The sequence below is a fragment of the Pseudomonas sp. WT-JTC genome, from assembly GCF_056711565.1.
On record NZ_CM160042.1, the window covers coordinates 4,618,193 to 4,643,828 of the forward strand.

21 protein-coding genes are annotated in these 25,636 nt (G+C 59.2%); 8 read left to right on the forward strand and 13 right to left on the reverse strand.

Annotation, left to right across the window (positions count from 1 at the left end):
* Positions 1-509: 509 nt before the first annotated feature.
* Complete coding sequence (locus AC06G5_RS21005) at positions 510-824, forward strand: hypothetical protein (protein WP_413427856.1); 315 nt, start codon at positions 510-512, stop codon at positions 822-824.
* A gap of 204 nt (positions 825-1,028) precedes the next feature.
* On the opposite strand, the gene AC06G5_RS21010 is transcribed toward AC06G5_RS21005, so the two are convergent.
* The 7 genes from AC06G5_RS21010 to AC06G5_RS21040 all read right to left on the reverse strand — a co-directional run bounded on the left by AC06G5_RS21010 (position 1,029) and on the right by AC06G5_RS21040 (position 10,007).
* Positions 1,029-2,264, reverse strand: a complete 1,236-nt coding sequence (locus AC06G5_RS21010) for a hypothetical protein (protein WP_480458252.1) — start codon at positions 2,262-2,264, stop codon at positions 1,029-1,031.
* Between the two features lie 7 nt (positions 2,265-2,271).
* Positions 2,272-2,811 carry a hypothetical protein gene (locus AC06G5_RS21015; protein ID WP_480458253.1) on the reverse strand — a complete coding sequence of 180 codons (540 nt, stop codon included), beginning with the start codon at positions 2,809-2,811 and terminating at the stop codon, positions 2,272-2,274.
* A gap of 135 nt (positions 2,812-2,946) precedes the next feature.
* Positions 2,947-3,519, reverse strand: a complete 573-nt coding sequence (locus AC06G5_RS21020) for a lysozyme inhibitor LprI family protein (protein ID WP_480458254.1) — start codon at positions 3,517-3,519, stop codon at positions 2,947-2,949.
* Positions 3,501-6,167, reverse strand: a complete 2,667-nt coding sequence (locus AC06G5_RS21025; RefSeq protein WP_480458255.1) for a lysozyme family protein — start codon at positions 6,165-6,167, stop codon at positions 3,501-3,503. Before AC06G5_RS21025 ends, AC06G5_RS21020 begins: the two co-directional genes overlap by 19 nt.
* Before the next feature lie 370 nt (positions 6,168-6,537).
* Positions 6,538-7,446, reverse strand: coding sequence for a helix-turn-helix domain-containing protein (locus AC06G5_RS21030; protein ID WP_413704358.1), 909 nt, complete (start codon positions 7,444-7,446; stop codon positions 6,538-6,540).
* Positions 7,443-8,861 carry an aminotransferase gene (locus tag AC06G5_RS21035; RefSeq protein WP_413704357.1) on the reverse strand — a complete coding sequence of 473 codons (1,419 nt, stop codon included), beginning with the start codon at positions 8,859-8,861 and terminating at the stop codon, positions 7,443-7,445. The genes AC06G5_RS21030 and AC06G5_RS21035 overlap by 4 nt, the downstream gene beginning before the upstream one ends.
* Positions 8,862-8,900: 39 nt before the next feature.
* Positions 8,901-10,007 carry a polyamine ABC transporter substrate-binding protein gene (locus tag AC06G5_RS21040; protein WP_480458256.1) on the reverse strand — a complete coding sequence of 369 codons (1,107 nt, stop codon included), beginning with the start codon at positions 10,005-10,007 and terminating at the stop codon, positions 8,901-8,903.
* Positions 10,008-10,222: 215 nt separating this feature from the next.
* Here AC06G5_RS21040 and AC06G5_RS21045 point away from each other — a divergent pair, with 215 nt between their 5' ends.
* Together AC06G5_RS21045 and AC06G5_RS21050 are read left to right on the forward strand one after the other, a co-directional pair.
* Positions 10,223-11,005 (forward strand): enoyl-CoA hydratase-related protein, encoded by a 783-nt coding sequence (locus AC06G5_RS21045; RefSeq protein ID WP_413427863.1) that lies wholly within the window; start codon positions 10,223-10,225, stop codon positions 11,003-11,005.
* A complete protein-coding gene (locus AC06G5_RS21050) occupies positions 11,002-12,183 on the forward strand; it encodes an acetyl-CoA C-acyltransferase family protein (RefSeq protein ID WP_413704354.1) in 1,182 nt (393 codons plus the stop codon). The genes AC06G5_RS21045 and AC06G5_RS21050 overlap by 4 nt, the downstream gene beginning before the upstream one ends.
* Before the next feature lie 1,117 nt (positions 12,184-13,300).
* Here AC06G5_RS21050 and AC06G5_RS21055 read toward each other — a convergent pair.
* Positions 13,301-13,651 carry a hypothetical protein gene (locus tag AC06G5_RS21055; RefSeq protein WP_480458257.1) on the reverse strand — a complete coding sequence of 117 codons (351 nt, stop codon included), beginning with the start codon at positions 13,649-13,651 and terminating at the stop codon, positions 13,301-13,303.
* 301 nt (positions 13,652-13,952) lie between these two features.
* On the opposite strand from AC06G5_RS21055, the gene AC06G5_RS21060 reads away from it, so the two are divergent.
* The 3 genes from AC06G5_RS21060 (at position 13,953) to AC06G5_RS21070 (ending at position 18,009) form a co-directional block, all read left to right on the forward strand.
* Positions 13,953-15,122 (forward strand): aromatic ring-hydroxylating oxygenase subunit alpha, encoded by a 1,170-nt coding sequence (locus tag AC06G5_RS21060; RefSeq protein WP_413704352.1) that lies wholly within the window; start codon positions 13,953-13,955, stop codon positions 15,120-15,122.
* A 151-nt stretch (positions 15,123-15,273) separates the two neighbouring features.
* Positions 15,274-16,935 (forward strand): choline dehydrogenase, encoded by a 1,662-nt coding sequence (locus tag AC06G5_RS21065; RefSeq protein WP_413427867.1) that lies wholly within the window; start codon positions 15,274-15,276, stop codon positions 16,933-16,935.
* A gap of 9 nt (positions 16,936-16,944) precedes the next feature.
* On the forward strand, positions 16,945-18,009 hold the full coding sequence (locus AC06G5_RS21070; protein ID WP_413427868.1) for a GlxA family transcriptional regulator: 1,065 nt from the start codon (positions 16,945-16,947) through the stop codon (positions 18,007-18,009).
* Positions 18,010-18,082: 73 nt separating this feature from the next.
* On the opposite strand, the gene AC06G5_RS21075 is transcribed toward AC06G5_RS21070, so the two are convergent.
* Entirely contained in the window at positions 18,083-18,814 is a 732-nt protein-coding gene (locus tag AC06G5_RS21075; RefSeq protein ID WP_413704350.1) for a class II aldolase and adducin N-terminal domain-containing protein, read from the reverse strand.
* A 425-nt stretch (positions 18,815-19,239) separates the two neighbouring features.
* Here AC06G5_RS21075 and AC06G5_RS21080 point away from each other — a divergent pair, with 425 nt between their 5' ends.
* Both AC06G5_RS21080 and AC06G5_RS21085 read left to right on the forward strand, forming a co-directional pair.
* Complete coding sequence (locus tag AC06G5_RS21080) at positions 19,240-20,361, forward strand: HlyD family secretion protein (RefSeq protein WP_413427870.1); 1,122 nt, start codon at positions 19,240-19,242, stop codon at positions 20,359-20,361.
* Positions 20,358-21,950 carry a DHA2 family efflux MFS transporter permease subunit gene (locus tag AC06G5_RS21085; RefSeq protein ID WP_413427871.1) on the forward strand — a complete coding sequence of 531 codons (1,593 nt, stop codon included), beginning with the start codon at positions 20,358-20,360 and terminating at the stop codon, positions 21,948-21,950. Before AC06G5_RS21080 ends, AC06G5_RS21085 begins: the two co-directional genes overlap by 4 nt.
* A gap of 12 nt (positions 21,951-21,962) precedes the next feature.
* Here the strand turns inward: AC06G5_RS21085 and AC06G5_RS21090 are convergent, their stop codons facing one another.
* The 4 genes from AC06G5_RS21090 to AC06G5_RS21105 form a co-directional block, all read right to left on the reverse strand.
* On the reverse strand, positions 21,963-22,403 hold the full coding sequence (locus tag AC06G5_RS21090) for a carboxymuconolactone decarboxylase family protein (protein ID WP_008017565.1): 441 nt from the start codon (positions 22,401-22,403) through the stop codon (positions 21,963-21,965).
* A gap of 154 nt (positions 22,404-22,557) precedes the next feature.
* Positions 22,558-24,000 carry a mechanosensitive ion channel domain-containing protein gene (locus AC06G5_RS21095; protein ID WP_413427872.1) on the reverse strand — a complete coding sequence of 481 codons (1,443 nt, stop codon included), beginning with the start codon at positions 23,998-24,000 and terminating at the stop codon, positions 22,558-22,560.
* 191 nt (positions 24,001-24,191) lie between these two features.
* Entirely contained in the window at positions 24,192-24,818 is a 627-nt protein-coding gene (ycaC, locus tag AC06G5_RS21100) for an isochorismate family cysteine hydrolase YcaC (RefSeq protein ID WP_413427873.1), read from the reverse strand.
* A gap of 57 nt (positions 24,819-24,875) precedes the next feature.
* On the reverse strand, positions 24,876-25,559 hold the full coding sequence (locus tag AC06G5_RS21105; protein ID WP_480458258.1) for an isochorismatase family protein: 684 nt from the start codon (positions 25,557-25,559) through the stop codon (positions 24,876-24,878).
* Positions 25,560-25,636 lie beyond the last annotated feature (77 nt).

The following is a 25,636-nucleotide window of genomic DNA, read 5'->3' on the forward strand; positions in this document are numbered from 1 at the left end:
GCGCTGTCTGGACGTTCTTCGCGAGCAGGCTCGCTCCTACAGGGGTAGAGGCGATTCAGGCGTCAATTGGCGTAGGACATTTCTGTTTTTCCTAGGCTTCGGTTATGCCCGTTGTACCTCACCCACAACTCACTCCCCCCGTTTTGCGGATACAAGTTCCACAGGTCCCAGGACATTTCCGGGCAAGGTCTTCGGAGATTTCCCTCGAATTGTGGCGATTTGCGTGAACTGGTTTGAAAGGTGCTCAATCGATAGTCTTTCGGGGATCACTGAAATTCAGTGGTGGGGTGTAGGAACCTCCAGAATCTGAAAGCGCTCTGGCGTCATTGCCTGGTTTGCGGCCGTTAAAATGCGCCCGTAAGATCAGCTGCGGCGGCCATGTACGGGCACGCTTCGGCGTGGTCGAGAGGTGCTCTCAGATCTCGATTTCCTACCCCGTACATGGCTGCCACCCCGGCCCGTAGGAAAGGCTTTTGGCAGCTCCATTTTCTTTATGAGAGCTCGAAACCATGAAAACCATTCACCCCGATCCACCCTACGAAAACCCAACTCCACACCCCGACAACCGCTTCATGGCACTCACCAGCAATTGCAGTGAAATGCCCACCCTCTTCGTCGACACCCATGCACCGCTCGACGTCCTGATGGACGCCGCCAACTACCGAATCCGAGCCGTCACCCAAGTACTGGAAAACCTGTCCATGCGCGGCTCGATCGAGTGCGAATCCTTCATCCTCAGCGACTTTTCATTGCTCTGCGCCATCCCGTTGCGCGATGGCTGTGATGTGCTGGATGTGGTCGGGCGAAGGTTGCGGGCACGCTGACCAGCCCTGTAGGAGCGAGCCTGCTCGCGATGGAGGCCAACGATAACGCGGGTGGTCTGACTGAACGCGCCGTCTGGACGTTCTTCGCGAGCAGGCTCGCTCCTACATTTGATCTGTGTTCGGCTGAAACTCTCAGTGCTTGCGCACGGTTTCCGGCGAGATGCTCATCCGGCTGGCGGTAGAACTCACTCGTCAGAACTACGTTCAAGGCTTCTGGTTCAAAAGTGGTGATGCAGGCATCAACACCGTGCCCCACAGACCCGCCGCAGCCGCGCCGCCACTGAAGATGAATTGCGGCCCCGCACCGCGCTGAATCGCCTGCGCCCCGGCAGCGACGGCTAGCCAAGGCGAAGCGCAGCCTGGATGACCCAGCATTGCATCGAGGTTGCACAATCCCGGCCTGTTGACTGACATGGCGACTTCAGACAACACGCCTGCAATGGCGGCAGCCCGTCGCGCGTCGATACCCACTCGCCAAACCAGCTCGATTGATGTCGATTCAAGCGGCACCCAATCAAGAGCCTGGCGCGTAGCGTAAAGCAGGTCATCGGCGGTGGGCTTGCGCTCCTGCTCCGGGCGGTGAAGAAAGGCCATTGGCGGTAATGTGGTTTGCGTCAGACGGTTGCCAAACAACAACCCGACGGCGGCTTCCGCCGCACCTTCAGGCTGCTGCGGCGCAAACTGCACGGCCACCACCAGCAGCATCGCTCGATCACCAACACGCTGATCGAGCCAATAGTCCAGTGCCGCCAGCCCGCTGCCATCGACGGAATTTATGGGCTGGCGAATGCCGGATTCGCGCCATGCCTGTAGCCAAACTCGGCGCCATTGCTTCTCCGGCAAACCGGTATCGACCTCCAGCAACAGGGCCAAAGATTGATCAGCAGGCAACTGCACCAAAGTGGGTGCAAGGTCGGCGAGCGTCTGCGCCAACACACTCAGCAGTACCGCTTCCGGATTCTCATCGGCATCGCAAGATAAACAACTATGGCGCAGTACTGTACCGTCCATCCTGGACGCTTGTGACTCCAGCGCCGTCGTCCCACTCAACAGAGCTTCCAGTTGTATTGCCAATTCATCCTCAGGTGCTCGAAGTGCAGTCTGCAAGCTCACACCCAGCACCTGCTGTGAACGACGCCCCTGACGAATTTTGCGGATCAGATTTTCTTCACGAGCTTCGTCCCAACCATCGGCGGCACCTTGTTCGCCCGCGTATAACAACACTCGCCCGAAACCCAGTACGCACCAGATCAGGATTGGAATGCCCAAGGCCAAGCGCCAGAAATCCGAAGGCCGCTGGAGTAGGGTTTCGTCACCGAACAACAGCGTCGCTCCGGCGCCCAGCAAACAGCTCAGCAACAACATGCCGAGCCATAGTAAAAATCGAGGTCGTTGAGGGCGCAGTGCGAGAGGAGGAATTTTATCCAGTCTGATTGGCATGGTTAACTTACTCTCGTTTCAGTTTAGAGTTTTCATCCAACATGATGTCATCTGGTGGAAATAAAAAATCGGCCCCTCTAACTACACTATCCTTTACCTCTTTTATCGCCTCGCTAATAATTGATTTTCCTCCAAAAGAATTATCAGTGCATGTACGACTCATCACGGACCTATTCAGGCTCGTCACCTCCAAAAAGGCCTTCGCCCCTAGCGTCTCTTGCGGAACACCAAAAACATATGCATATCCTGAGGACCTAAATCCAAAATACGTTGTATATGTCGCAGCATCTATCCACCGAAAAACTGGATTTTCGCTTGAAAAGAGCCTCGTTAACTCAGCCGTTGAGGCAGTGCCAAATCGATAAAATATAATTTCATTATTAGCGCTAGCACAAAAGGATAGAATCCTATTCTTTGCTTCATCTAACTGACATGACGCGATCACATATTCATCAGCGTAACATAAATCAGCCTTAGATTCGTTTGCGCCGACCTCTCCGAAAACCATAGCCATAACAGAGTAAAGCATTGGCTTGATTACACTCATACCAAGACACCATAAATTGATTTGAAATCTGTTTGTCTCACCTATAGCCTCATACACCCGCCATTTATCTTGCAACTCGCTTGAGTTCTATAGCAACACGACCTCAATATAATTTTTTAAGTTACCGCCTTGCACCTACATCACCTGAAATTTCATTCGAATTCGACAGATTCTTTCTTCTTCTGCATGAACAGCTCTTGTTAACTCACAATTTTTCTTATAGTACTCAATCTCTTCAGGATATTTTTCCACACCTTCTACATACAAAAACAACTCCTCCCTCGTCATAGAGGAAACTCTACTCATAACAGAAAGCGAACTATAGAAGCCACCACCACTAACGCCTGTATCTAAATACAACAACTCCACTAATCTTGACGATGTCAAGTCGGTTAGGCACACTATTTTCTCGATTCCAGCTTCTTCACCCGGAAATATAGACTCGTAAACATTAGCGCAATAAACATCCCTGTATCTGATCCAAGCCCGCTCACCCTCCAAAAGCAAATCCCTATTAAGGAATTTTGGATCTGCAATCAACATCGAGTACTGCTCATTAAGTTTTTTATCAATTTTTTTGTATGAAGCGTCTGCACACTGAAAAATATCTTTAGTGATAACACTATTTTTATTGCAGTCACCGCCAGCAAAAGCCGACGAAACCCAAAATAAACTGAAAACGCTAACCATTAGTTCCAGCAATCGCATTTCAAACCTCTCTCAAAAAGTTTCGCCTCATCTTCTCGGCGGGTTATTAGCCCTATAAGCCCAGCTTTCCCCTCCCAAAGTCTTTTCATCGAGCGCAGCCTAGAAGGAATTTTTTCGGGCATACGACTCAATAGATCATCGTTAATTTGCTTCATCTCCAAGCGAGAATCAGTATTTGGTCGAGTAAAGGAGTTGCCTCTATTGACAACAAGAGACAGTAATGCTCCTTGGCAGTGTGGATGCAAATCCATCACTCCGGGATAAGCATCAATCACTAACTGCGCATAGCGCTTTTTCATTCTCACGGCAAGAGCTATAGAGTTTTCTTCACTAATTGATATATGCCTTACAGAATTTAAGATACTTCTGGCTTGGTCCCCTTGCCTCCCGACAGCGCCTATTAAAATTTCAATATCAGACTGAGTATAGAGCTGAGCAAGATCTTGACGAACTTGCAATACCGATTGCTGCCCTAAATCATACCCATACCCAACAGTCACACCGCTAGCACCAGCCGGCACGTAAGGGTATTTGCTATACCCTTCCTTTTCCAAAATAAACTGAAATGATTCTTTTGAGACGGTAAGGAAACCAGCCACCCCCTCCAACGTATAAGTTTCAACAACACATTTTTTTGGGCACTCAGTATTAAACCTTGTGGCTAACCCAATCGGATGAAAGTGATAAGCACTCCCCCACGAAGGCAACCCTACTTTCTCCGCGACGTCCCTCCACCACCCCATCTGCGCAATCCGCTGCTTCTCCGCCAGCCAGTGCAGATGCGGCGTCGAGCCGCTATGACCGAGCAAATCATCCAGTGCGTCCCAGATCTTGGGCTGGTGAAACCACTCGCTTTCCTTGTACAGGATCATCTGCGAAATCGACTGCGCATGAGCCGGTCGCTCAAGGGCCGCTTGCAGTTCGGTGGCCGTCATCTTGCCGTCGCGGTTGCGATCGATGATTTCGTACAAGCGGCTTTTCATCGGGCCCTTGTCGTCTTTTTCGGCGATGGGACGATAACGCTCGCGTTGCGCGTCGCTGAAGCCGTCGACGGCGCTGAGAAAGGAGGCCAACAAGTGTTTGGGTCTGCTGTAGTCGATGATGACGCCATAGCCTTCCCAGGCCCACGGACTGACCCAAGGCGTTACGCCTGTCTCTTCACACACCCAGCCATCGAGCAGACGGTTGTCGGCGTCGTGGAGCAAATTTTCCAGGCGATACCAGGTGCGGGCTTTGCGCGTCGGGGTCGCGGGCACCTGGATTTTTCGGTCTGCCGGCAGATCATTGAGCAACTTCTTCGGGACCAGCAAGTCGGCAGCACTGAGTGGACTGGAAGGACTCGACATCTGCAATTGCGCAGCGGTGGTATTTCCTTCAGGCGGCACCACGGGTGTGCCCTTGGCGAGCTTCAGCCAGGTTCTGTCTTTCTCCGGCAGGCGTTGGGCCCAAGCACGACTGGCGTCGAGGAACACCTCGATGTCATCGCCCGTGAAGGTTTCCAAGTGCAGCTTCTCTACCGGCTGATTCGTGTCACCCTCTTGATACAGGCCGAGATGGCCGATCAAGTCTCCCGCCTTGATCGCCACGGGCTGCTCCAGCACCACGACCTGATCTTTCGCTAGTGGCTCAATGGCGCCGTCCAGCGAATCAAAACGCACATACTGGTTGATGCGTTCAAGCTTGCGAAACTCGCCTTCGCCACTGACCGTGACCTCCGATCCAGCCGCTAAATCGAAAATGACGTTATCAGCAGCAATCACCGGTGCAGCCCGGACGTTGACGGTCTTCTTCGACGAATGGATGCGGGTTTCTTTGCGGTCCGGGTGCAGGAGCACCTTGATCGAGAGATAACCCTTGATCGAGCCATCGGGGTTAAGCAGCTCGGCCGGTCCCAGGCTGCTCTCGAGCTGGCTAAATTGTCCCCTGCCGCTGATGGTGACCTCGGCGCCTCGCGACAGAAAATCAATGACCTGGCCATGCCATTTGTTGAATACCTTCAGGCCACGCTGCTCAGGCTGGTCGGGGAGAACGTCGTTCGCCGTCTGCTTGACGCGAAAGGTCGGACGCTCGGGCCAGAATGCCGGGCGTGCGATGGTCGAGTCCTGCTGATACTTCCCCCAATCCTGCAAATGCAGGTACAGGCTGTAGAAGGTCAGGCTCGGTGGAATGTCCGGGCTGCCATCGATCTTCGGTGGCTGCAGGCGATGGCGCACCAGGACGAAATTGCGCGAGAAGGGTTTTTCTACCGTTTCTTTGTCGAAAAAGCCTGTGGTCGGCGACTGTGTGTCGATGCGGTAGGCCACCACTTCACCGTCGGCCAGGCAGTGCACACTGGATTGATCGAGGGTGCCAGCAGTGCCGCTGTCGAAATGCACGCCGCCGTGCCACAGGCCGTTGCGTCCGAGTGGATAGTAGCCAGCCACCGCTTTGGCCAGGTGGGTCAGTTGATCCAGCGGATTGCCTTTGGCCTTGAAGGGATGGCACCAGTTTTTCACCGGTTGCAGCGTGGCAGTCTCGGACACCGGAGGCGGGGGTGGGGGGAAGAGGCTGGCCTTGGCCAGCGGCGAGATCGGGAGGCTCGGCCGCTCAAATTGAGGGGGCTTGCGGTTGTGGTGAAATCCAAAAAAACGGGAAAGCAAACTGACCATGTTGAGTATTGCTCCTTGTCTGGCATGAGCAGGCAAACGAGGAGGCTTATATTTCCACCCTCGTTCAAGCGCTCGAGAGCTTTCAGGAGGCTGGCAGAGGTTGGAAGAGGATGTTTCTGAGGCGCGGGTAGGATGCGTCCGAAAATGATTCTGTAGGGATTTTTACTGGCTTGGTGCAGGAGTGTTGCGCGATGGCTGTGATGTGCTAGGTGTGGTCGGGCGAAGGTTGCGGGCACGCTGACCAGCCCTGTAGGAGCGAGCCTGCTCGCGATGGAGGCCAACGATAACGCGGGCGGTCTGACAGAAAGCGTCGTCTGGACGTTCTTCGCGAGCAAGCTCGCTCCTACAGGGTTATCGGTGTGTCAGGTGATCAATGCTTGCGCAACCACTCGATAAACAGCGCAAACAACTCCGACTGCGACCCCACCTCCAGTTTCAGGTACAGGTTCTTGCGGTGCATGCGCACGGTTTCCGGTGAGATGTTCATCTGGCTGGCCGTGGATTTCACCGAATGCCCGCGCAGGACCATATGCGCCACTTCCCGCTCGCGTTCGGTGAGCAAGTCGCTGCCGAAATGCTCGAAAGCCGACTGCACCCGGTGCTTGAGATCATCGCGCATGCCCTGGTCTTTATCGCACTGGATCTCGTGACTGCGCAGCATTCCGCGTTGACTGAACTCACTGATGAACTCGCGCACCAACGGCTCCACGGCGCGTAGCAGATTCAGCTGTTCGGCGCTCAGGCATTCACCACCGAAACCCTGATAGAGGCTGACCGAAATCTTCGTGTCATTGCCGGTATCGACGATGTAGTAGCTGTCTTCCGAACAGCCCGCATTCAGGTAATAGGTCTTGTAGTAGTCACTGTCGAAGAAGTTGTCCGGCGCGATTTCCTCCAGGTGATAGAACCCTTGCGCCAATCCCTGCTCCACCGCCAGGCAAAATGGGTCAAGCAGATAGCCCCCGGAAAAATAGCGCTCAAGAATCGAGACCTGATACTCCTGGGCAATCCCGCGCTGATGCAGCAACTGTGGCGCGCGGTCCTTGCGCTCCAGGCTGATCATCATCGACTCGACGGACACCAGTTGCGCCAACGCTGACGCCAGGTGTTGCAGGGCGTCAGGCTCATCGATATGGGCGAATGCCTCGCGCATTCCCCCATGCCATTTGTGCAATGCCCCGAAGGGCATTGCGATCAGCGTATCGTCGTTTGGTTTGCTCATACCCCGCAGTCTAGCGGGTGAGCATGCCCTTGGTAAAAGTCTGACGGATGAAATCATTGGCCGAAATACTGGCCGCTCTGCTCAAGCTCGGCCGCCACTTCAAGGATGCATACCCGCAGGGTCTCGACGATTTCATCGACCTGGGCAAACGTCAGGATCAACGGCGGCGACATCACGTTGAGGTGCATGATCGGCCGCACCAGCAAGCCCCGGGCCTGGGCCCGCGAGTGGATTTTCTCGCCAATGTTGATCTCATCGGGGAACAGCGCCTTGGTGCGTTTATCGGCGACGAATTCCACGCAGGCCATGAGTTTCTGGCAGCGCACATCGCCCACCAGCGGCAACTCCCGCAGGGTTGCCAGGCGCGCTTCCAGATACGCCCCCACCGTGTCGACATGGGCCAGCAGGTTTTCCCGCTCGATGATTTCGATGTTCTTCAGCGCCGCCGTGCAGCACACCGGGTGGCCGCTGTAGGTGAAGCCGTGGGTGAAACAGCGGCCCTTGCCCGGCTCGGCGATGACTTTCCAGATGCGCTCGGAAAAAATGCACGCGCCCAGCGGCAGGTAGGCCGAGGTCAGGCCCTTGGCAGTGGTGATGATGTCCGGTTGCACATCAAACACATCGTAAGAGGCGAAGAACTTGCCCAGCCGCCCGAACGAGGTCACCACCTCGTCGGCGACGAACAGGATGTCGTAGCGCTGGCAGACGTCCCACATGCGCTTGAGATAGCCCCGGGGTGGAATGATCACCCCGCCCGAGCCCATGATCGGCTCGGCAAAAAAAGCAGCCACTTTGTCCGTGCCAATCGACTGGATCTTGTCTTCGAATTCCTTGACCAGAAACTCGAGGAACTGCGCTTCGCCCATGCCGTCGGGCGCACGGTACGGGTTCGGGTTGGAGACGTGGTGGATCAGCGGGTTGGCGTAATCGAACTCCGGCACACGGTCGGCGGCCTTGTTGCCGATCGACATGGTCAGGGTGGTGGAGCCGTGATAGGCGTTGAACCGGGCGATGACGTGCTTCTTCTCGGGTTTGCCACGGCAGTTCTGGTAGTACTGGATCAGCCGGTACGCGGTGTCCACGGCGGTGGAGCCGCCGGTGGTCAGGAACACATGGTCGAGGTCGCCGGGGGCCAGGCTGGCGAGTTTTTCGCACAGCTGGATGGCGACGTTGTTGGACATGTCGGAAAACGGGTTCGAATAGGCCAGCTGGCGCACCTGGTCGGCGATGGCCTCGGCCATTTCCTCGCGGCCCAGGCCGATGTTGGTGCACCACATGCCGCCCACCGCATCGAGAAAGCGGTTGCCCTGGGTGTCGTAGATGTAGGCGCCATCGCCTGCGACGATGTTCAACGAACCTTGTTCGGCGTGTTCGTCGAACATGTGGTAGCCGTGCATGTGATGGGCTTTGTCGGCCTTGACCAGCCGGGACTCGTCCGCCGGCGAAAGTACGGTGCGTGTTGGAGTCGCCATAAATAAACCTCTAACCGAATTGACTAACGATCGAACAAATCAGATGCCGCTTTTCACAGTGCTCCAGACCCGGGTAATAGCCCGCATGTCCTTGGCGTCCTGGGTCTTCTGCGGGAACAGACGCTCGCGGGTCTGTGCATCGGGGTAGATCGCCGGGTTGTCGCGCACATCGGCGTTCAGCAACGGCGTGGCTGCCGCGTTACTGTTGGCGTAGTTGATGAAATCACTGACGTCGGCCATCACCTGCGGCTGCATCAGGTACTCAAGAAATTTGTGCGCGTTGGCGACATGAGTCGCGTCGGCCGGGATGTACATGTTGTCGAACCAGATCAGCGAACCTTCCTTGGGGATGAAGTACGCCAGATCGATCTTCTTCTTGGCTTCTGCGGCGCGGGCCATGGCCGTGGCGTAGTCGCCGGACCAGGTCATGGCCATGCACACGTCGCCATTGGGCAGGCTGGTCAGGTAATTGACCGAGTCGAATTTGCGGATGTACGGCCGCACGGACAGCAGCAGTTCCTGGGCGGCTTTCAGATCCGCCGGTGCAGCGCTTCGCGGATCGCGACCCAGGTAGGTCAAGGCCATGGGGATGACTTCGGTCGGCGCATCGAGCAGGGTCACGCCGCAATCGGCAAACTTCGAGACGATCTTTGGATCGAAAATCATCGCCAGCGAACCGATGGGCGCGTCCGGCATGCGTTCCTTGATCTTGTCAACGTTGTAGGTCACGCCGTTGCTACCCCAGGTGTACGGCGCCGAGTACTGGGTGCCGGGGTCATAGCCTTGCAGGTCCTCGAGGATTTTGGGGTCGAGGTTGGTCCAGCCCGGCAGCTGTTTTTTATCCAGCGCCTGGAACACCTTGGCCTTGATCAGCGGCGGCGCAAGCGACGCGTTCAGTACGATCAGGTCATAACCGGAATGGCCGGTGAGCAACTTGGCCTGCACCGTTTCATAGGAGTCGAAGGTGTCGTAGACCACCTTGATGCCGGTGGCCTTTTCGAAATCGGCGATGGTTTTCTCACCGATGTAGTCCGCCCAGTTATAGAGCCGCAGCGTATTGCTGTCGTCCACTTGAGCGGCGTAGGCATTCAAGGTCAGCGGTACAATAAACAGACTGGAAATCACCTTAAGCAGCGTCTTGCCCATAGCAAATGCACCTTATAGCGAGTTCGGCTCTGGATGAGCGGATGCCCTCACTATTGGTGGATTCGCCGGACGGAACCATACCCCGAATGGGTGTGTGTCGTTTTTGGCTCACCGGCATGGCAAAAAGCGGCAGCGCAGTTGACCCGTTTTGCCATAGATCCGGGGTTTGTCCGGCGCTTAAAGTGGCAGCCTGAACCGACCCTGCGGAGCCTGCGATGACCGACCTGATCAAACACGAGCAACGCGACGGCGTGTTGACGCTGACCATCGACCGCCCGGACAAGCTCAACGCGTTGAATAACGCCATGTACACGCAACTGGCCGACCTGTTGCAGGCTGCGGACGAAGACGCGCAGACCGGTGTAATCATCCTCACTGGCGGCCCGGCCTGCTTTACCAGCGGCAATGACCTGGTGGATTTCCTCCAACATCCGCCGACGCATCTGGACGCCCCGGCGTTCCGCCTGATGAAAGTCGTCACTCGCCTGCAAAAGCCGCTGATCGCGGCAGTCTGTGGGGCCGCCATCGGCATCGGCACCACGTTGCTGTTGCATTGCGATCAGGTGCTGGTCACCCGCAACGCCAAGTTGCGCATGCCGTTCGTCAACATCGGCCTGTGCCCCGAATTTGGCGCCAGCCTGTTGCTGCCACGCCGGCTCGGCCATGCCCGCGCCGCGAGCCTGCTCCTGTTGGGCAATGGCCTGGACGGCAACGAAGCGGTGGCCTGGGGCCTGGCCAACGAAGCCTTCGATGACGGCGAACAATGCCTGGCGGCGGCGACAACAATCGCCCGGCGCTTTTTGGCCATGCCCCAGCAGGCCTTGCGCCAGTCACGGCAACTGATGAAACAGGCTTCCCTGGCCGAACTGGAAGCCACCCTGCGCGAAGAAAACACACTGTTCATCCAGCGCTTGAACACCGACGAGGCGAAAACCGCCTTGAACGCCCTGCTCAATCGCAGTACAGACAAGAATCCACCGAAAGGAAACCAGCCATGAACACTCCAGAAATCTACGTCGTCAGCGCCACCCGTACCGCCATCGGTACCTTCGGCGGTTCGCTCAAGGACGTGCCACTGGCCGACCTGGCGACCACGGCCGTAAAAACCGCCCTGGAGCGAGCCGCCGTGGACCCGGCGCTCGTTGGCCATCTGGTGATGGGCAACGTGATCCCGACCGAAACCCGTGACGCCTACATCTCCCGCGTTGCGGCGATGAACGCCGGCATTCCGAAGGAAACCCCGGCCTACAACGTCAACCGCCTGTGCGGTTCGGGCCTGCAGGCCATCATCAACGCTGCGCAGACCCTGATGCTGGGCGATGCCGACATCGTCGTGGGTGCCGGTGCCGAATCCATGAGCCGCGGTCCATACCTGATGCCTTCGGCCCGTTGGGGTTCGCGCATGGGCAACGCCCAGGTCATCGACTACATGCTCGGGATCCTGCATGACCCGTTCCATGGCATCCACATGGGCATCACCGCCGAGAACGTCGCCGCGCGCAATGGCATCACCCGCGAAATGCAGGACGCCCTGGCCCTGGAAGACCAGAAACGCGCCGCCCATGCGATTGCCAACGGCTACTTCAGCGAGCAGATCGCTACCGTGGAAATCCAGGATCGCAAGGGCACCAAACTGTTCAGCGTCGACGAGCATCCGCGCGCCACGTCCCTGGAACAACTGGCTGCGATGAAGCCGGCGTTCAAGAAGGACGGCTCGGTCACCGCCGGCAACGCCTCGGGCCTGAACGACGGTGCCGCCGCACTGGTCATGGCCACCGGCAACGCGGTTCAGGCCAATAACCTGAAACCGCTTGCCCGCCTGGTCAGCTATGCCCACGCAGGCGTCGAACCGGAATTCATGGGCCTGGGCCCGATTCCGGCCACGCGCCTGGCGCTCAAGCGCGCTGGCCTGACCATCGCCGACCTGGACGTGATCGAAGCCAACATCGCCTTTGCCGCCCAGGCCTGCGCCGTCAGCCAGGAGCTGGATCTGGACCCGGCCAAGGTCAACCCGAACGGTTCGGGGATTGCGTTGGGTCACCCGGTGGGCGCGACGGGCGCGATCATTGCTACCAAGGCTATCCATGAACTGCATCGCACCGGTGGCCGTTATGCGCTGGTGACCATGTGCATTGGTGGTGGTCAGGGGATTGCGGCGATTTTTGAGCGGGTTTGATAGGGGCTCATTTGGATTGGGTGCACATCCATTTCTGCGGTAACGGCGGCTAAGGGTTCCGCTTTTACAGCGGGTTACTTGGAAAAGCCCCAAGTAACCAAGGGCTCTTGCCCCTTTCGTTCGGTGCCTCGCCAAGGCTCGGCATTCCCTCGCTCCGGTCCTGCTCCGTGGGCCCGCCGCGATCGGCCATCCTTGGCCGTACGCGGCTAAACCGGCATCCATGCCGGTTTGCCCACTGCGCAGAACCTCCACTCGGCCTCTCGAGGGGGCAAGAAGATCAAAAGCCAAAGCAAAAGCCAGGCGGCCTTCGGGCCGACCTGGCTTTGGCGGGCGCCACCAATACCTGTGGGAGCGGGCTTGCCCGCGATGGACGTCAACGATGATGCGGGGTGTCTGGATGAGCGCGTTGTCTGGGCATTTTTCGCGAGCAGGCTCACTCCTACAACAAGCACGCGTTCGCTTCAGCTGAGGCCGGGCTGATAACCAACCAGTTTCTTGCAGCTGCCCCCCAATCAAACTGTAGGAGCGAGCCTGCTCGCGATGGACGTCAACGATGACGCGGGGTGTCTGGATGAGCGCGTTGTCTGGGCGTTTTTCGCGAGCAGGCTCGCTCCTACAAAAAGCACGCGTTCGCTTCATCTGAGGCCGGGCTGATAAACAACCAGTTTCTTGCAGCTGCCCCCCAATCGAACTGTAGGAGCGAGCTTGCTCGCGATGGACGTCAACGATGATGCGGGGTGTCTGGATGAGCGCGTTGTCCCGGCGTTTTTCGCGAGCAAGCTCGCTCCTACAGGGAAACGGGAGCACCAGCCAAAGCCAGGTCGGCCCGCAGGCCGCCTGGCTTTGGCTTTTGATCTGCCCTGCCCCGTCGGAAGGCCGAGCGCAGGACCGGAGCGAGGGAACCCTGAGCCCAAGCGAAGGGCCGTACGTCAGGGGATAAAGCGCTTGGTTACTTGGCGCTTCTCCAAGTAACCCGCCGTAAGGGCGGAACCAATAGTAGCCATGACCACAACAACGGATATGTACACAATCGCTGCCCCCATAAAAAAACGGGCAGACGAGGTGCGGCTCGTCTGCCCGCCAAAACGGGATCCCCCTGAAAAGGTGGCGTGAAGCGTCAACTGCCCTCCGGCACCAGCCGCGGCCCCTTGCGCGCCACCTGCTGACCCGGTTCAAAGCGGGCATTAGGTGAACGCACGGTGCTGATTTCACCTTGGGCGTCCTTCACTTCATAAGCGGTTTCCGTCAGCCCGGCGGCTTGCTGAATCGAACCTCCGGCAAAAAATCCGACACCGGCACCGACCAATGCGCCAACAAGCCCACCCACTGCGCCCACCATCAAACCGGTCAAGGCACCGTAACCTTTGCCAGCGGTGGTATCGGGCACTTCGCGCACGACCTGGTCGGCCATGCACAGGGGGGAAAGCAACAGGCAGAGCGTGAATCCGAGGGGAATGGAGTGAGACATGGCAAATTCCTTCTTCGGGTCAATGCCATATCAAAATCACAAAACATGCCATTTAACGAATCGTTGTATATCAATAAGTTAATTTTACGAGAGTCATACTGACCACAAAAAAATAGAGTCAGTATGACTACATCGAGGTCACAATGACTTGCTCCAGGTCAAAAGATTGCAGCCTCGGAGTGCCTTGATGTTTTCCCCCGCAACTGGTCGCTTTCCATCAATCCACCCGCCTCTCTGCCCCCTAGATTAGGACCCACAACAAAGCCGTACCGTGCGGCGCAAGGCACCGAGGAGAGCCCCCATGCAACCCATTCACAACCTCAAGACCCAAAGCTCGATCGACGGCTGGGACCACCAGGACCCGGAAGAAGCCTTCACCCTGCCCTCGCGTTACTTCTATGACGAAACCCTGTTCAAGGCCGAGCGCGACAACATTTTCATGCACGCCTGGCACGTGGCCGGGCACGTCAGTGAGTTTGCCGAACCGGGTCAGTACGTGGTCACGGATCTGTTCGACCAGAGCGTGGTGGTGGCGAAGAATCGTCAGGGCCAGATCCATGCCTTCCACAACGTTTGCCAGCATCGCGGCAACCGCTTGCTGGAAGAACGGCGCGGCACCACCAGCGGTGTGGTGCGTTGCGCCTATCACTCGTGGTGCTACGAAATGGACGGCAGCCTGCGCAGCGCACCGCGTTGCGAGAAGATGAAAAACTTCGAGTTGCAGCAGTTCAACATCCCGCAGATTCGCACCGAAGAATTGGGCGGTTTCATCTATTTCAACCTCGACCCGGCCGCGCCGTCCTTGCGGGACTTGTTCCCCGGCGCCGACGAGGAAATGCGCCGGGTGTTTCCGGACCTGGCCAACATGCGCCTGATCGAGGAACAGGACGTGATCGTGCCGGCCAACTGGAAGGTGATCATGGATAACTCCATCGAGGGTTATCACTTCAAGCTGTCCGGGCCCTGCCATATCGACCTGGCGAAGTTGATCGACTTCAAGGGTTATCAGTTGAGCAAACGCGACAACTGGTGGACCTACATCGCCCCGGCCAACCTCTCGGTGACCGAAGCCTACGGTGTGCCCCTGCGCAAGGACCTGAACCCGGACGAATGCTTCTTCAACATCGGCATGTGGCCGAACAACACCTTCTATACCTTTCCGTTTTCGGAGTTCCTGGGCTCATTCATCATGATCCCGCTGGACGCCGAACGCTCGCTGCTGCGCTTCGGTTACTACTCAAGCAATGCCGAAACGGCGGCGGTCAGTACATCGTGCATGAAGTGGATGAACGAAGATCTGGGGCCGGAGGACATCGCACTGAACATCTCGGTGCAGAAAGGCCTGCGCTCGCTCGGTTACGACCAGGGGCGCTACATGATCGATGCCCAGCGCAGCAATGAAAGCGAGCACCTGGTGCATCACTTTCACCGGTTGGTGTTTAACGGGATTCATGGATCGACCGCGAATTGACCGGACGAATGCAGTCCCTGTGGGAGCGGGCTTGCTCGCGAATGCGATGCATCAGGCAATGAAACCATCGACTGACACACCGCATTCGCGAGCAAGCCCGCTCCCACAGGGTTTGGTGTCATGACCTTCTATTGATGGAGCACCCCGAACCATGCCCAACCATGCGTTTGATTACCTGATCGTGGGCGCCGGGTCCGCCGGCTGCGTATTGGCCAATCGTCTGGGCGAAGACCCGGCGGTGCGGATTCTGCTGCTGGAGGCCGGGCCGGCGGACCAGAGCTGGACCATCGACATGCCGTCCGCCGTGGGCCTGGTGGTCGGCGGTACGCGCTACAACTGGAGCTACAGCTCCGAGCCGGAACCCTTTCTGGACGGCCGCCGGATCGGCACGCCGCGAGGCCGCACGCTGGGCGGTTCGTCGTCGATCAATGGCATGGTCTACATCCGCGGCCATGCCCGGGACTATGACGGCTGGGCCGAACAGGGCTGCGTCGGCTGGGGTTATCAGGACGTGCTGCCGTATTTCAAACGCGCCCAGACCCATGCCGATGGCGCGGACGATTACCGTGGGGCGACAGGTCATCTGCACGTCACCCCCGGCGATACCACGACGCCATTGTGCGCCGCGTTTCTGGCGGCCGGCGCACAGGCCGGGTATGGCCTGAGCGATGATTTGAACGGTTATCGCCAGGAAGCCTTCGGCCCGGTGGATCGCACCACCCGCGCCGGGCGACGCTGGAGCACCTCCCGCGGTTATCTGCGTGAAGCGCTGGTCCGGGGCAACGTTCAGGTGCACACCGACGCTCTGGCGCTGCGCATTCTGTTCGACGGCAAACGCGCCATCGGCATTGAGTACGAGCACAACGGCGCGGTCCACCAGGCCTTCGCCCGGCGTGAAGTGTTGCTGACCGCCGGGGCCATCAACTCAGCGCAATTACTGCTACTGTCCGGCATTGGTCCGGCGGCGGAACTGCGGGACCTGGGGATCGAGGTCAGACACGACCTGCCCGGTGTCGGTCGGCGCCTCAACGATCACCCGGACACAGTGGTGCAATACCTGTGCAAGCAACCGGTGTCGCTCTACCCGTGGACCACCGCGCCGGGCAAATGGTGGATCGGCGCACGCTGGTTTGCCACCCACGACGGGCTGGCGGCGAGCAACCATTTCGAGGCCGGGGCATTCATCCGCTCCCGGGCCGGGGTCGAGTTTCCCGACCTGCAACTGACCTTCATGCCCTTGGCAGTCAAACCCGGCAGTGTCGACCTGGTGCCGGGCCACGCGTTCCAGATCCACATCGACCTGATGCGCCCCACCAGCCTGGGCAGCGTCACGCTCAACAGCGCCGACCCCAGGCAGCCGCCGCGCATCCTGTTCAATTACCTGAAAACCAAGCAGGATCGCGCCGACATGCGCGCCGGCGCACGGCTGGTGCGCGAGATCATCGCGCAACCGGCCATGGCCGCTTATCGTGGTGAAGAGCTGGTGCCTGGCCCGCAAGCGCAAAGTGATGAGGCGCTGGACGCCTGGGCCAGGCAGGTCACGGAAACCGGCTACCATGCCAGCGGTACCTGCAAGATGGGACTGGCGAGCGATGTCGAAGCCGTGGTCGATCCGCAACTGCGGGTGCATGGCCTCGACAGACTGCGAGTGGTGGACGCCTCGATCATGCCGGTGATCGTCAGCGGCAACACCAATGCACCGACGGTGATGATCGCGGAAAAGGCCAGCGACCTGATTCGCAGCCTGCCACCACTGCCGGCCGTCGATACCCCGGTGTGGATTCACCCACAATGGCAAACGCAGCAACGATAGAGATCACCCATGAGCAGTCAGTCGTCCAACAGCACCGAAACACCTTTCACCTGGCGGCGCGGCGACGTCGCGCCGTTGCGTGTCGCGGTGCTGTTGTTGCCGTCGTTTTCCAACTTCGGTCTGGCGGCCGTGCTGGAACCGCTGGCCATTGCCAACTGGCTGACTCAGCGCACCGTGTTCGAGTGGTCGCTGTTGTCGATGGACGGTGAACCGGTGCAGGCCAGCAATGGCCTGACCACGGTCGCCAATGACGGCTTGAAGGCCGACCGGGGGTTCGATGTGTGCGTGGTGCTCGCCAGTTTCGATGTGCACAAACACAGCCGCAACCTCGCACTCAAAAGCTGGTTACGCAAACAGGCGTTGTTCGGCGCCGTGCTGATGGGCGTGGAAACCGGCACCGAACTGCTCGCCGCCGCCGGCGTGCTCGACGGTTACGAAGCCGCCGTGCACTGGGACAACCTGCAGGGTTTTCAGGAAAGTTATCCGCGGGTCCACGCCAGGCCGCAGCTCTACACCCTGGAGCGCCAGCGCATGACCTGCGCCGGCGCCACCACGACCCTGGACATGCTGCTGGGCTGGATCGGCCAGAGCCTGGACAGCGAACTGGCCCGGGAAATCGGCATGCACCTGTTGATGGGCCAGGTGCGCGCGCCGGCCGACAATCAACTGGACGGCGGCCTGACCAACACCGGGCTGTACGGCAGCAAGATCCGCCGCGCCATCGGCTTGATGGAGCAGTCGTTGGAGGAACCGCTGGATTGCGAAGCAATTGCCGCTCAGGTCGGCCTTTCACGGCGGCAACTGGAGCGGCAATTCAAGCATCAGACCGGCCTGTCACCGCTCAAGTACTACATCACCCTGCGCCTGGCCAAGGCCCACAGCTTGCTGCAACAAACGCGCTTGAGCGTCGCCCAGGTGGCAGCCTGCTCGGGCTTCGGTTCGCTGGAGCACTTTTCCCGTACCTATCGAGCCCGCTTCGGCTGCCCGCCCAGCGAAGACCGCAGCCAGGTATGGACCGCCCCGGTGATGCGCCAGCCGCTGCGCAAGGAGCACCGGCCGGTCGAGGCGGACTGACGAACGCTTTTCGTAGGAGCCCGGCTTGCCGGCGATGGCGATCTCAGGTACGCCATCGCTGGCAAGCCAGCTCCTACAGACTCCGATACTCGGGTTCTTCTTCGTCGAGAATCCCCATCAGCGCATTGAAATGCTTGTCGGCAAAGCCCGGGTAGTCGAGCCATTGCCGACAGGTCTTGCGCGCGACTTCATCGCTGGCGATGCGCAACTCACGGCCAGTGGAAAGCGCGGTGATGTAGGTCTCGCAGGCGCGTTCGAAGTAGTACAGATCATCGAACGCCTGGGCGATGCTCGATGCCACAACCAGCAGGCCGTGATTACCCATCAGCAGAATTGGCTTATCCCCCAGCAGCTGGCTGACTCGCTCCGCCTCTTCACCCAGGCCCATGCCGTCGAAGCCTTCGTCGATCGCCACTCGCTCGAAAAAACGCATGCAGTTCTGCTCGATCGGCGGCAGCCGCGAATCCGCCAGACAGGCCATGGCCGTCGCGTATTTCGAATGGGTATGCAGGATGCAGCGAGCGTGGGGCTGATTGCGGTGCAAGGCACTGTGCAAGGCCCATGCGGTGATGTCTGGCGCGTCCGGGCGATCCAGGCTGGCAGGCTCATCGGCGTTGAGCAACAGCAAGTCGCTGGCCTTGATCCGCGAGAAGTGCTTGCCATAAGGGTTGATCAGGAACTCCCGACCGTCCCCCGACACCGCGACGCTGAAGTGATTGGCGATGGACTCGTGCAGGTTCAGCCGCGCCGCCCAGCGGAACGCACAGGCCAGGCGAATACGCAGTTGCTCGACAGGTTGATTCATCCCGTGCTCCCCCGGATGTTGATCGGTTGCTGGCAGTGTAGAGCGACGCCTTGCGCGCACTTGACGGGAAACGACACGGATTGCCGTTATCGACCAGCTCGTCAGGGTGAACGGCCGGGATGGCGAGTCCGTAATCATTTACTTGCCACATTTCTTTCGTCTGTAACACCGCCTTCGCGAGCAAGCCCGCTCCCACAGGGACCTGTGTTGTTCACAGAAAAGTTTGTTCGACACATACCCTGTGGGAGCGGGCTTGCTCCGGGCGGCGTTCCGACGAAGGCGCCAGATCGACCGCCACCTATTCAACTGCCCTCGCATCAAACCAGCCACCTGACGACCGGCAGCAAAAACCATTTGCCACAAAATATTACATACGTCATATTACAGCCATCATAATTAACCACCGCTCCAACAGGTAATCTTCCATGACCAGCATGCCCACCGTTGAACCCGACCTGGCTGCCCCGGTGACTGCCGCCAAACCTCCCCTGCTCAAGCGCCTGTTGTTGCCCACCGTGGGTATCGCGGCACTGGTATTGGCCGGTGTGTATGGCGCGCATTGGTGGAGTGCCGGGCGTTTTATCGAAGAAACCGATGACGCCTATATTGGTGGCGACGTAACGGTGATCGGGCCGAAAGTGGCGGGGTATATCGACGAAGTGCTGGTGACCGACAACCAGAAGGTCAAGGCAGGCGATGTGCTGATCCGTCTCGACTCGCGCGACTACCGTGCCAACCTGGCCAAGGCCGAAGGCGCAGTGGCCGCCCAGGAAGCCTTGCTGGCCAACCTCGACGCCACCGAACAACTGCAACAGGCCGTCATCGGCCAGGCCCGCGCCGGCATCGACGCCGCCGGTGCCGAAGCCGCCCGTTCGCGCGATGACGATGCCCGCTACAAAAAACTGGTGATCACCAACGCCGTCTCGGTGGAAAGCGCCCAGCGTGCCAATACCACGTTCAAGACTGCCCAGGCCCAAAGCAACCGCGCCCAGGCTGAATTGCTGGCCGCGCAACGCCAATTGAATGTGATCGACACCCAGAAACAACAAGCCCGGGCCGCCTTGATCCAGGCCAAGGCCGAGCGCGATCTGGCGCAATTGAATGTCGGCTACACCGAACTGAAGGCACCGGTTGATGGTGTGATCGGCAATCGTCGGGCCCGGGTTGGCGCCTATGCCCAGGCCGGCTCGCAATTGCTCTCGGTGGTGCCGACCAGCGGTCTGTGGGTCGATGCCAACTTCAAGGAAGACCAACTGGCACGCATGCTGCCGGGGCAACGGGTGGTGATCCATGCCGACGTGCTGTCGGGCCAGGAGTTCCACGGTCACCTGGACAGCCTCGCCCCCGCCAGCGGTTCGCAATTCAGTGTGTTGCCGCCGGAAAACGCCACCGGCAACTTCACCAAGATCGTGCAGCGGGTGCCGGTGCGCATCCACCTCGATCCGGCCGACAGTGTGCTCGGCCACCTGCGTCCGGGGTTGTCGGTCACCGCTGAAGTGGACACGCGCAAGGAGCCTGAAGCGCCAGTCGTGGCCAGCGCGCCATGAGCCGCCCCGTCACCGCCCCGGCGCAACCGTTCAATGCCGCGAACATGGCGACGGCGACCAAGGTCTTCGCCTTTGCCAGCATGTGCATCGGCATGTTCATTGCGCTGCTGGATATCCAGATTGTCTCGGCTTCGTTGCGTGACATCGGCGGCGGGCTCTCCGCCGGCACCGATGAAACCGCGTGGGTACAGACCAGTTACCTGATCGCCGAAATCATCGTGATCCCGCTGTCGGGCTGGCTCTCCCGGGTGTTTTCCACGCGCTGGCTGTTTTGTGCGTCGGCGGTGGGCTTCACCCTGACCAGCCTGCTGTGCGGCGTGGCCTGGAATATCCAGAGCATGATCGTTTTCCGCGCCCTGCAAGGCTTTCTCGGCGGTTCGATGATCCCGATGGTGTTCACCACGGCCTTCGTGTTCTTCACCGGCAAGCAACGGGTCATCGCCGCCGCGACCATCGGCGCGGTGGCGTCCCTGGCACCGACCCTGGGGCCGGTGATCGGCGGCTGGATCACCGACATATCGTCCTGGCACTGGCTGTTCTACATCAACCTGGTTCCCGGCATCTTTGTCGCCGTGGCCGTGCCGATGCTGGTGAAAATCGACCAGCCGGAACTGTCGCTGCTCAAGGGCGCGGATTATCTGAGCATGGTGTTTCTGGCGCTGTTCCTCGGCTGCCTGGAATACACCCTCGAAGAAGGCCCGCGCTGGAACTGGTTCAGCGACCGCACGATCCTGACCACGGCGTGGATCAGCGGCCTGGCCGGGCTGGCGTTCATCGGCCGGACCTTGCATGTGGCCAATCCGATTGTCGATCTGCGCGCCTTGAAGGATCGCAACTTCGCCCTTGGCTGCTTCTTCTCGTTCGTCACCGGCATCGGCCTGTTCGCCACGATTTACCTGACGCCGCTGTTCCTCGGCCGGGTGCGCGGCTACGGTGCGCTGGACATTGGTCTGGCGGTTTTCTCCACCGGGGTGTTCCAGATCATGGCGATTCCGCTGTATGCCTTTCTGGCCAACCGCATCGACCTGCGCTGGATCATGATGACTGGCCTGGGGCTGTTCGCCTTGTCGATGTGGGATTTCAGCCCGATCACCCATGACTGGGGGGCCAGGGAATTGATGCTACCGCAAGCCTTGCGCGGGATTGCCCAGCAACTGGCGGTGCCGCCCACCGTGACGCTGACCCTTGGCGGCCTGGCGCCGGCAAGGCTTAAACATGCGTCGGGGTTGTTCAATCTGATGCGCAACCTGGGTGGGGCTATCGGCATCGCCGCGTGCGCGACCATTCTCAATGACCGCACCAACCTGCATTTCACCCGGTTGGCGGAGAACCTCAACAGCACCAACGAGGCGCTCAACCAATGGCTGTCACAGGTCGGCAACAACTTCGCCGCCCTCGGCCAGAGCGGTGACACCGGGGTCACCGCCAGCCTGCACCAGCTTTGGTTGTTGACCTACCGCGAAGCGCAGACGCAAACCTACGGCGACGCGTTCTTGATGATCATGGTCTGTTTCATCATCGCCACGGCGATGGTGCCCTTGATGCGCAAGGTGCAACCACCGGCCGCACCGAGCGCCGATGCGCATTGATGCTTGTGCGGGTCAGGCCTGAGGCGTTTTGCGAAAGCCTACGGCCAGACGGTTCCAGCTGTTGATGGTGCTGATGGCCACGGTCAGGTCGACCATTTCCTTGGGCGAGAACTGGGCGCTGACCACTTCGTAGTCTTCATCCGGAGCGTGGGTCAGGCTGAGTTGGGTCAGGGATTCGGTCCAGAGCAGCGCAGCGCGTTCGCGCTCGGTAAAGAACGGTGCTTCGCGCCAGGCTGTCACGGCGAACAGGCGGCGCGGGGTTTCACCGCCCTTGATCGCATCGGCGGTGTGCATGTCGATGCAGAAGGCGCAGCCGTTGATTTGCGAGGCACGCAGCTTGACCAGTTCGATCAGGTTTTTTTCCAGCGGCAATTTCGAAACCGCTGTTTCCAACGCGATCATCGCTTTGAGGGCATCAGGCGAGGCAGTGTAGAAATCGATACGGGGTTTCATAGCGTGCTCCAGGGCAAGTGAGTGTGTGACTACGTTAGTCCCGCAGCCGGTTTACACAAATAGCCAATATTTCAAAAGTCGAGGAGGCCACTGGCGGTGCCTCCTTGAAAGAAAGGGCTATCCGAGAACTCCTCGCGATCCGCGCAGCGGCCATTCACACCCGATTGCGCAACCACCGCAAGAAGCCCTTTTTCTCCACCACCACCGGCAGGTCCTGAGTCAGGGTTTTCGCTTTTTGCAGCCGATAATCGAGCAAGGCTGTCATTGCATCGTTGATATCGTGACGGGCATCCAGGCACGGTTTGAGGTATGACTTTTCGATGCGGTACAGGCCACTGAATGTCTTGGCGGTAAACTGCGCAGGCAGTGCGCTGTCGGTAAGAATACCCGCCTCGCCGAACACCTCCCCCGGCCCCATGCGTCCGGATTCGTATGGCGCTCCGTGACGCATCAAGGTCACCGAGATCACGCCGGACTCGATAATGAACAGGTGATTGCTGACCTCCCCCGCTTCCAGGATCACCTCCCCGGCGCGAAAGGTTTGCAGGGTCATGTTCTGGCTGAACGTGTCTTTCTCTTCCTGGCGCAGGGTGGAGAAAATCGGCGAGCTATCCAGCAATGCCCGTTTGCGTGTCGAGTTGATCGGCGGGCTGGGCTCCACGCTCGACAACAAATTGACCCCGGATGCCTGCAAGTGCCGATAGGCCAAGTCGTACAGCTGGTTGCGCACTGAGCGTTTCTCGTCCATCGACGCGACAAAGCCGCTGATTTCGTAGACCGCTCCGGTGTTGCTGGCGGTTTTCAGGCCGACGCTTGGCGACGGTGTATCGAGCAACGCACGACAACCTTGAATGGCCCGCTCCAAAGCATCGATCACCGTGTTCGGCCTCGCGTGCGGACTCACTTCCAACGAGACGGAAATGCCGAACATATCGCTCGGCCTGCTGAAATTGATGATCTTGGCCTTGGCCGCCAACGAGTTGGGGATCACTGCCATGCAGCCTTGGGAGGTCTGCAGGCGTGTGGCGCGCCAGTCGATATCGGTCACCTTGCCCTCCATGCCATCGATGGAGATGTAGTCATCCAGTTGGTAGGGTTTGGTGGTGTTCAGGACGATCCCGGAAAACACGTCACTTAGGGTACTTTGCAAGGCCAGGCCGACAATGATCGCCAACGCACCGGACGTCGCCAGCACGCCCTTGACCGGCAGATCGAGTACATAGGCCAAGGCGGCAATGACCGCGATCAGGAAAATCACCGCGCCGAGCAAATCCTGGAGCAACCGCCCTGTATGCCCGACCCGCTGCATCATCACCGCGCCGATCAGCACGGTCAGGGTCCGCGCGCCGAACAACCACCAGCCAATCTGCAAACCGGTGGCCGCCAGATGCAAGGGTACGTTGTCGGCCCAGGGCGGTGGCTCCATCGGGTTCAGGCCTTCATTGAACAGCAGGAGGCTGAACAACGAAAAAATCACCACCCGTACCAACAGCCTCCACCCAATGCCAAGGGCACTGAGCAAATACCACAACCCAAGATCGATCAGGATCAGCGCCATTGCGCAGATCAGCGGGTGTTCAGTGAGCAATGACAGCATCAAGCAACTCCAGCCAGGGCCAATAACGCGAAGATCGCACGGATTGGCCATAGTGTAGGAGCAATTGATTTCTCTGGATGAGCGCGTCTGGCTGGACACACTGAAAAAAACCTGTGGGAGCAACTGTCTAACCCTGACACGCCGCCTTCGCGAGCAAGCCCGCTCCCACAGGAGCAAGCGTGTTGGCTGGGTTACTTGCTGTTGGTCAGCGTGCTGTAGCTGGTCATCAGGTTGCGGTAATCCGGAATATGGTTGGAGAACAGCGTGGCCAACCCTTCGATGTCGTTGCGCCAGTCGCGGTGCAGTTCACAGGCCAGGCCGAACCAGGTCATCAATTGCGCGCCCTGAGCGGTCATGCGGCTCCACGCCGATTCACGGGTCAGCTCATTGAAGGTGCCGGACGCGTCGGTGACCACGAACACATCGAAGCCTTCGGCCAGCGCCGAAAGCGCCGGGAACGCTACGCACACCTCCGTCACCACACCGGCGATGATCAGTTGTTTCTTGCCGGTGGCCTTGATCGCCTTGACGAAATCCTCGTTGTCCCAGGCGTTGATCTGGCCAGGACGGGCGATGTACGGCGCGTCCGGGAACTGGGCCTTGAGCTCGGGCACCAACGGACCGTTGGGACCGGTCTCGAAACTGGTGGTGAGGATGGTCGGCAGCTTGAAGTACTTGGCCAGGTCGGCCAGGGCCAGCACGTTGTTCTTGAATCGATCCGGATCGATGTCGCGTACCAGTGACAGCAGGCCGGTCTGATGATCCACCAGCAGCACGGCGGCGTTGTCCTTGTCGAGACGCTTGTAGGAAGTGGTCATTGCAGTAGTCCTCGCTTGTTATCGATGCCGAGTGGAAGTCGGCGTGGGGGTAACCGGTTAGCGCCGGGAGTCCAGCACTTCGTGTTCGTTCGCCACTTGCTGGGCCTTGAGGTAACTCTCGATCAGCAATTGATAATGCGGCATGGCCTGGGCGTAGACAGCGGCCCACTGCTCGGCATCCGGGCGGTTCCACGAGCCTTGCAGCTCGGAGAGCGTCGCCATGATGTCGATCGGCACTACCCCGGCTTGGGCCAGGCGGGCCACGGTCAGCTCGGTGGCCAGTTTCGAGTGGTTGCCCGAAGCGTCGACCACCGCGAACACCTTGTAGCCTTCATGCACGGCGGCGATGGACGGAAACGCCAGGCACACGCTGGTCAAGGTGCCGGCGATCACCAGGGTTTTCTTGCCGGTGGCTTTGACCGCCGCGTGAAACTCCGGGTTGTCCCAGGCATTGATTTCACCTTTGCGCGCCACGTATTGCGCGTGGGGTGCAGCCTGGTGGATTTCCGGAATCAACGGCCCGTTCGGCCCTTGCGGCACCGAGGCCGTGGTGATCACCGGCATCTTCAGCAGGGTTGCGGCCTTGGCCAAGGCAATGGCGTTGGCGCGCAGTTGTGGCACATCCATGTCCTTGACGATCTGAAACAGTCCGCTCTGGTGATCGATCAACAGCATCGCGGCGTCGTTGGGATCGATGGTGGGTTTCTGGCCATCGAAGTTGCCAGCATTAACAGTGTTCATATGCGTTTCCTCTTTCTTTCAGGCAACAGCCATCCCTGGCCTCGGACCGGCCTACGCATCCTGTGTAGAGCGGGTTG

Bases quoted from the DNA above. Each gene is read 5' to 3' on its own strand.
- AC06G5_RS21005 (WP_413427856.1), top strand. From the start codon at position 510: ATGAAAACCATTCACCCCGATCCACCCTACGAAAACCCAACTCCACAC.
- AC06G5_RS21010 (WP_480458252.1), bottom strand. From the start codon at position 2,264: ATGCCAATCAGACTGGATAAAATTCCTCCTCTCGCACTGCGCCCTCAA.
- AC06G5_RS21015 (WP_480458253.1), bottom strand. From the start codon at position 2,811: ATGAGTGTAATCAAGCCAATGCTTTACTCTGTTATGGCTATGGTTTTC.
- AC06G5_RS21020 (WP_480458254.1), bottom strand. From the start codon at position 3,519: ATGCGATTGCTGGAACTAATGGTTAGCGTTTTCAGTTTATTTTGGGTT.
- AC06G5_RS21025 (WP_480458255.1), bottom strand. From the start codon at position 6,167: ATGGTCAGTTTGCTTTCCCGTTTTTTTGGATTTCACCACAACCGCAAG.
- AC06G5_RS21030 (WP_413704358.1), bottom strand. From the start codon at position 7,446: ATGATTTCATCCGTCAGACTTTTACCAAGGGCATGCTCACCCGCTAGA.
- AC06G5_RS21035 (WP_413704357.1), bottom strand. From the start codon at position 8,861: ATGGCGACTCCAACACGCACCGTACTTTCGCCGGCGGACGAGTCCCGG.
- AC06G5_RS21040 (WP_480458256.1), bottom strand. From the start codon at position 10,007: ATGGGCAAGACGCTGCTTAAGGTGATTTCCAGTCTGTTTATTGTACCG.
- AC06G5_RS21045 (WP_413427863.1), top strand. From the start codon at position 10,223: ATGACCGACCTGATCAAACACGAGCAACGCGACGGCGTGTTGACGCTG.
- AC06G5_RS21050 (WP_413704354.1), top strand. From the start codon at position 11,002: ATGAACACTCCAGAAATCTACGTCGTCAGCGCCACCCGTACCGCCATC.
- AC06G5_RS21055 (WP_480458257.1), bottom strand. From the start codon at position 13,651: ATGTCTCACTCCATTCCCCTCGGATTCACGCTCTGCCTGTTGCTTTCC.
- AC06G5_RS21060 (WP_413704352.1), top strand. From the start codon at position 13,953: ATGCAACCCATTCACAACCTCAAGACCCAAAGCTCGATCGACGGCTGG.
- AC06G5_RS21065 (WP_413427867.1), top strand. From the start codon at position 15,274: ATGCCCAACCATGCGTTTGATTACCTGATCGTGGGCGCCGGGTCCGCC.
- AC06G5_RS21070 (WP_413427868.1), top strand. From the start codon at position 16,945: ATGAGCAGTCAGTCGTCCAACAGCACCGAAACACCTTTCACCTGGCGG.
- AC06G5_RS21075 (WP_413704350.1), bottom strand. From the start codon at position 18,814: ATGAATCAACCTGTCGAGCAACTGCGTATTCGCCTGGCCTGTGCGTTC.
- AC06G5_RS21080 (WP_413427870.1), top strand. From the start codon at position 19,240: ATGACCAGCATGCCCACCGTTGAACCCGACCTGGCTGCCCCGGTGACT.
- AC06G5_RS21085 (WP_413427871.1), top strand. From the start codon at position 20,358: ATGAGCCGCCCCGTCACCGCCCCGGCGCAACCGTTCAATGCCGCGAAC.
- AC06G5_RS21090 (WP_008017565.1), bottom strand. From the start codon at position 22,403: ATGAAACCCCGTATCGATTTCTACACTGCCTCGCCTGATGCCCTCAAA.
- AC06G5_RS21095 (WP_413427872.1), bottom strand. From the start codon at position 24,000: ATGCTGTCATTGCTCACTGAACACCCGCTGATCTGCGCAATGGCGCTG.
- ycaC (WP_413427873.1), bottom strand. From the start codon at position 24,818: ATGACCACTTCCTACAAGCGTCTCGACAAGGACAACGCCGCCGTGCTG.
- AC06G5_RS21105 (WP_480458258.1), bottom strand. From the start codon at position 25,559: ATGAACACTGTTAATGCTGGCAACTTCGATGGCCAGAAACCCACCATC.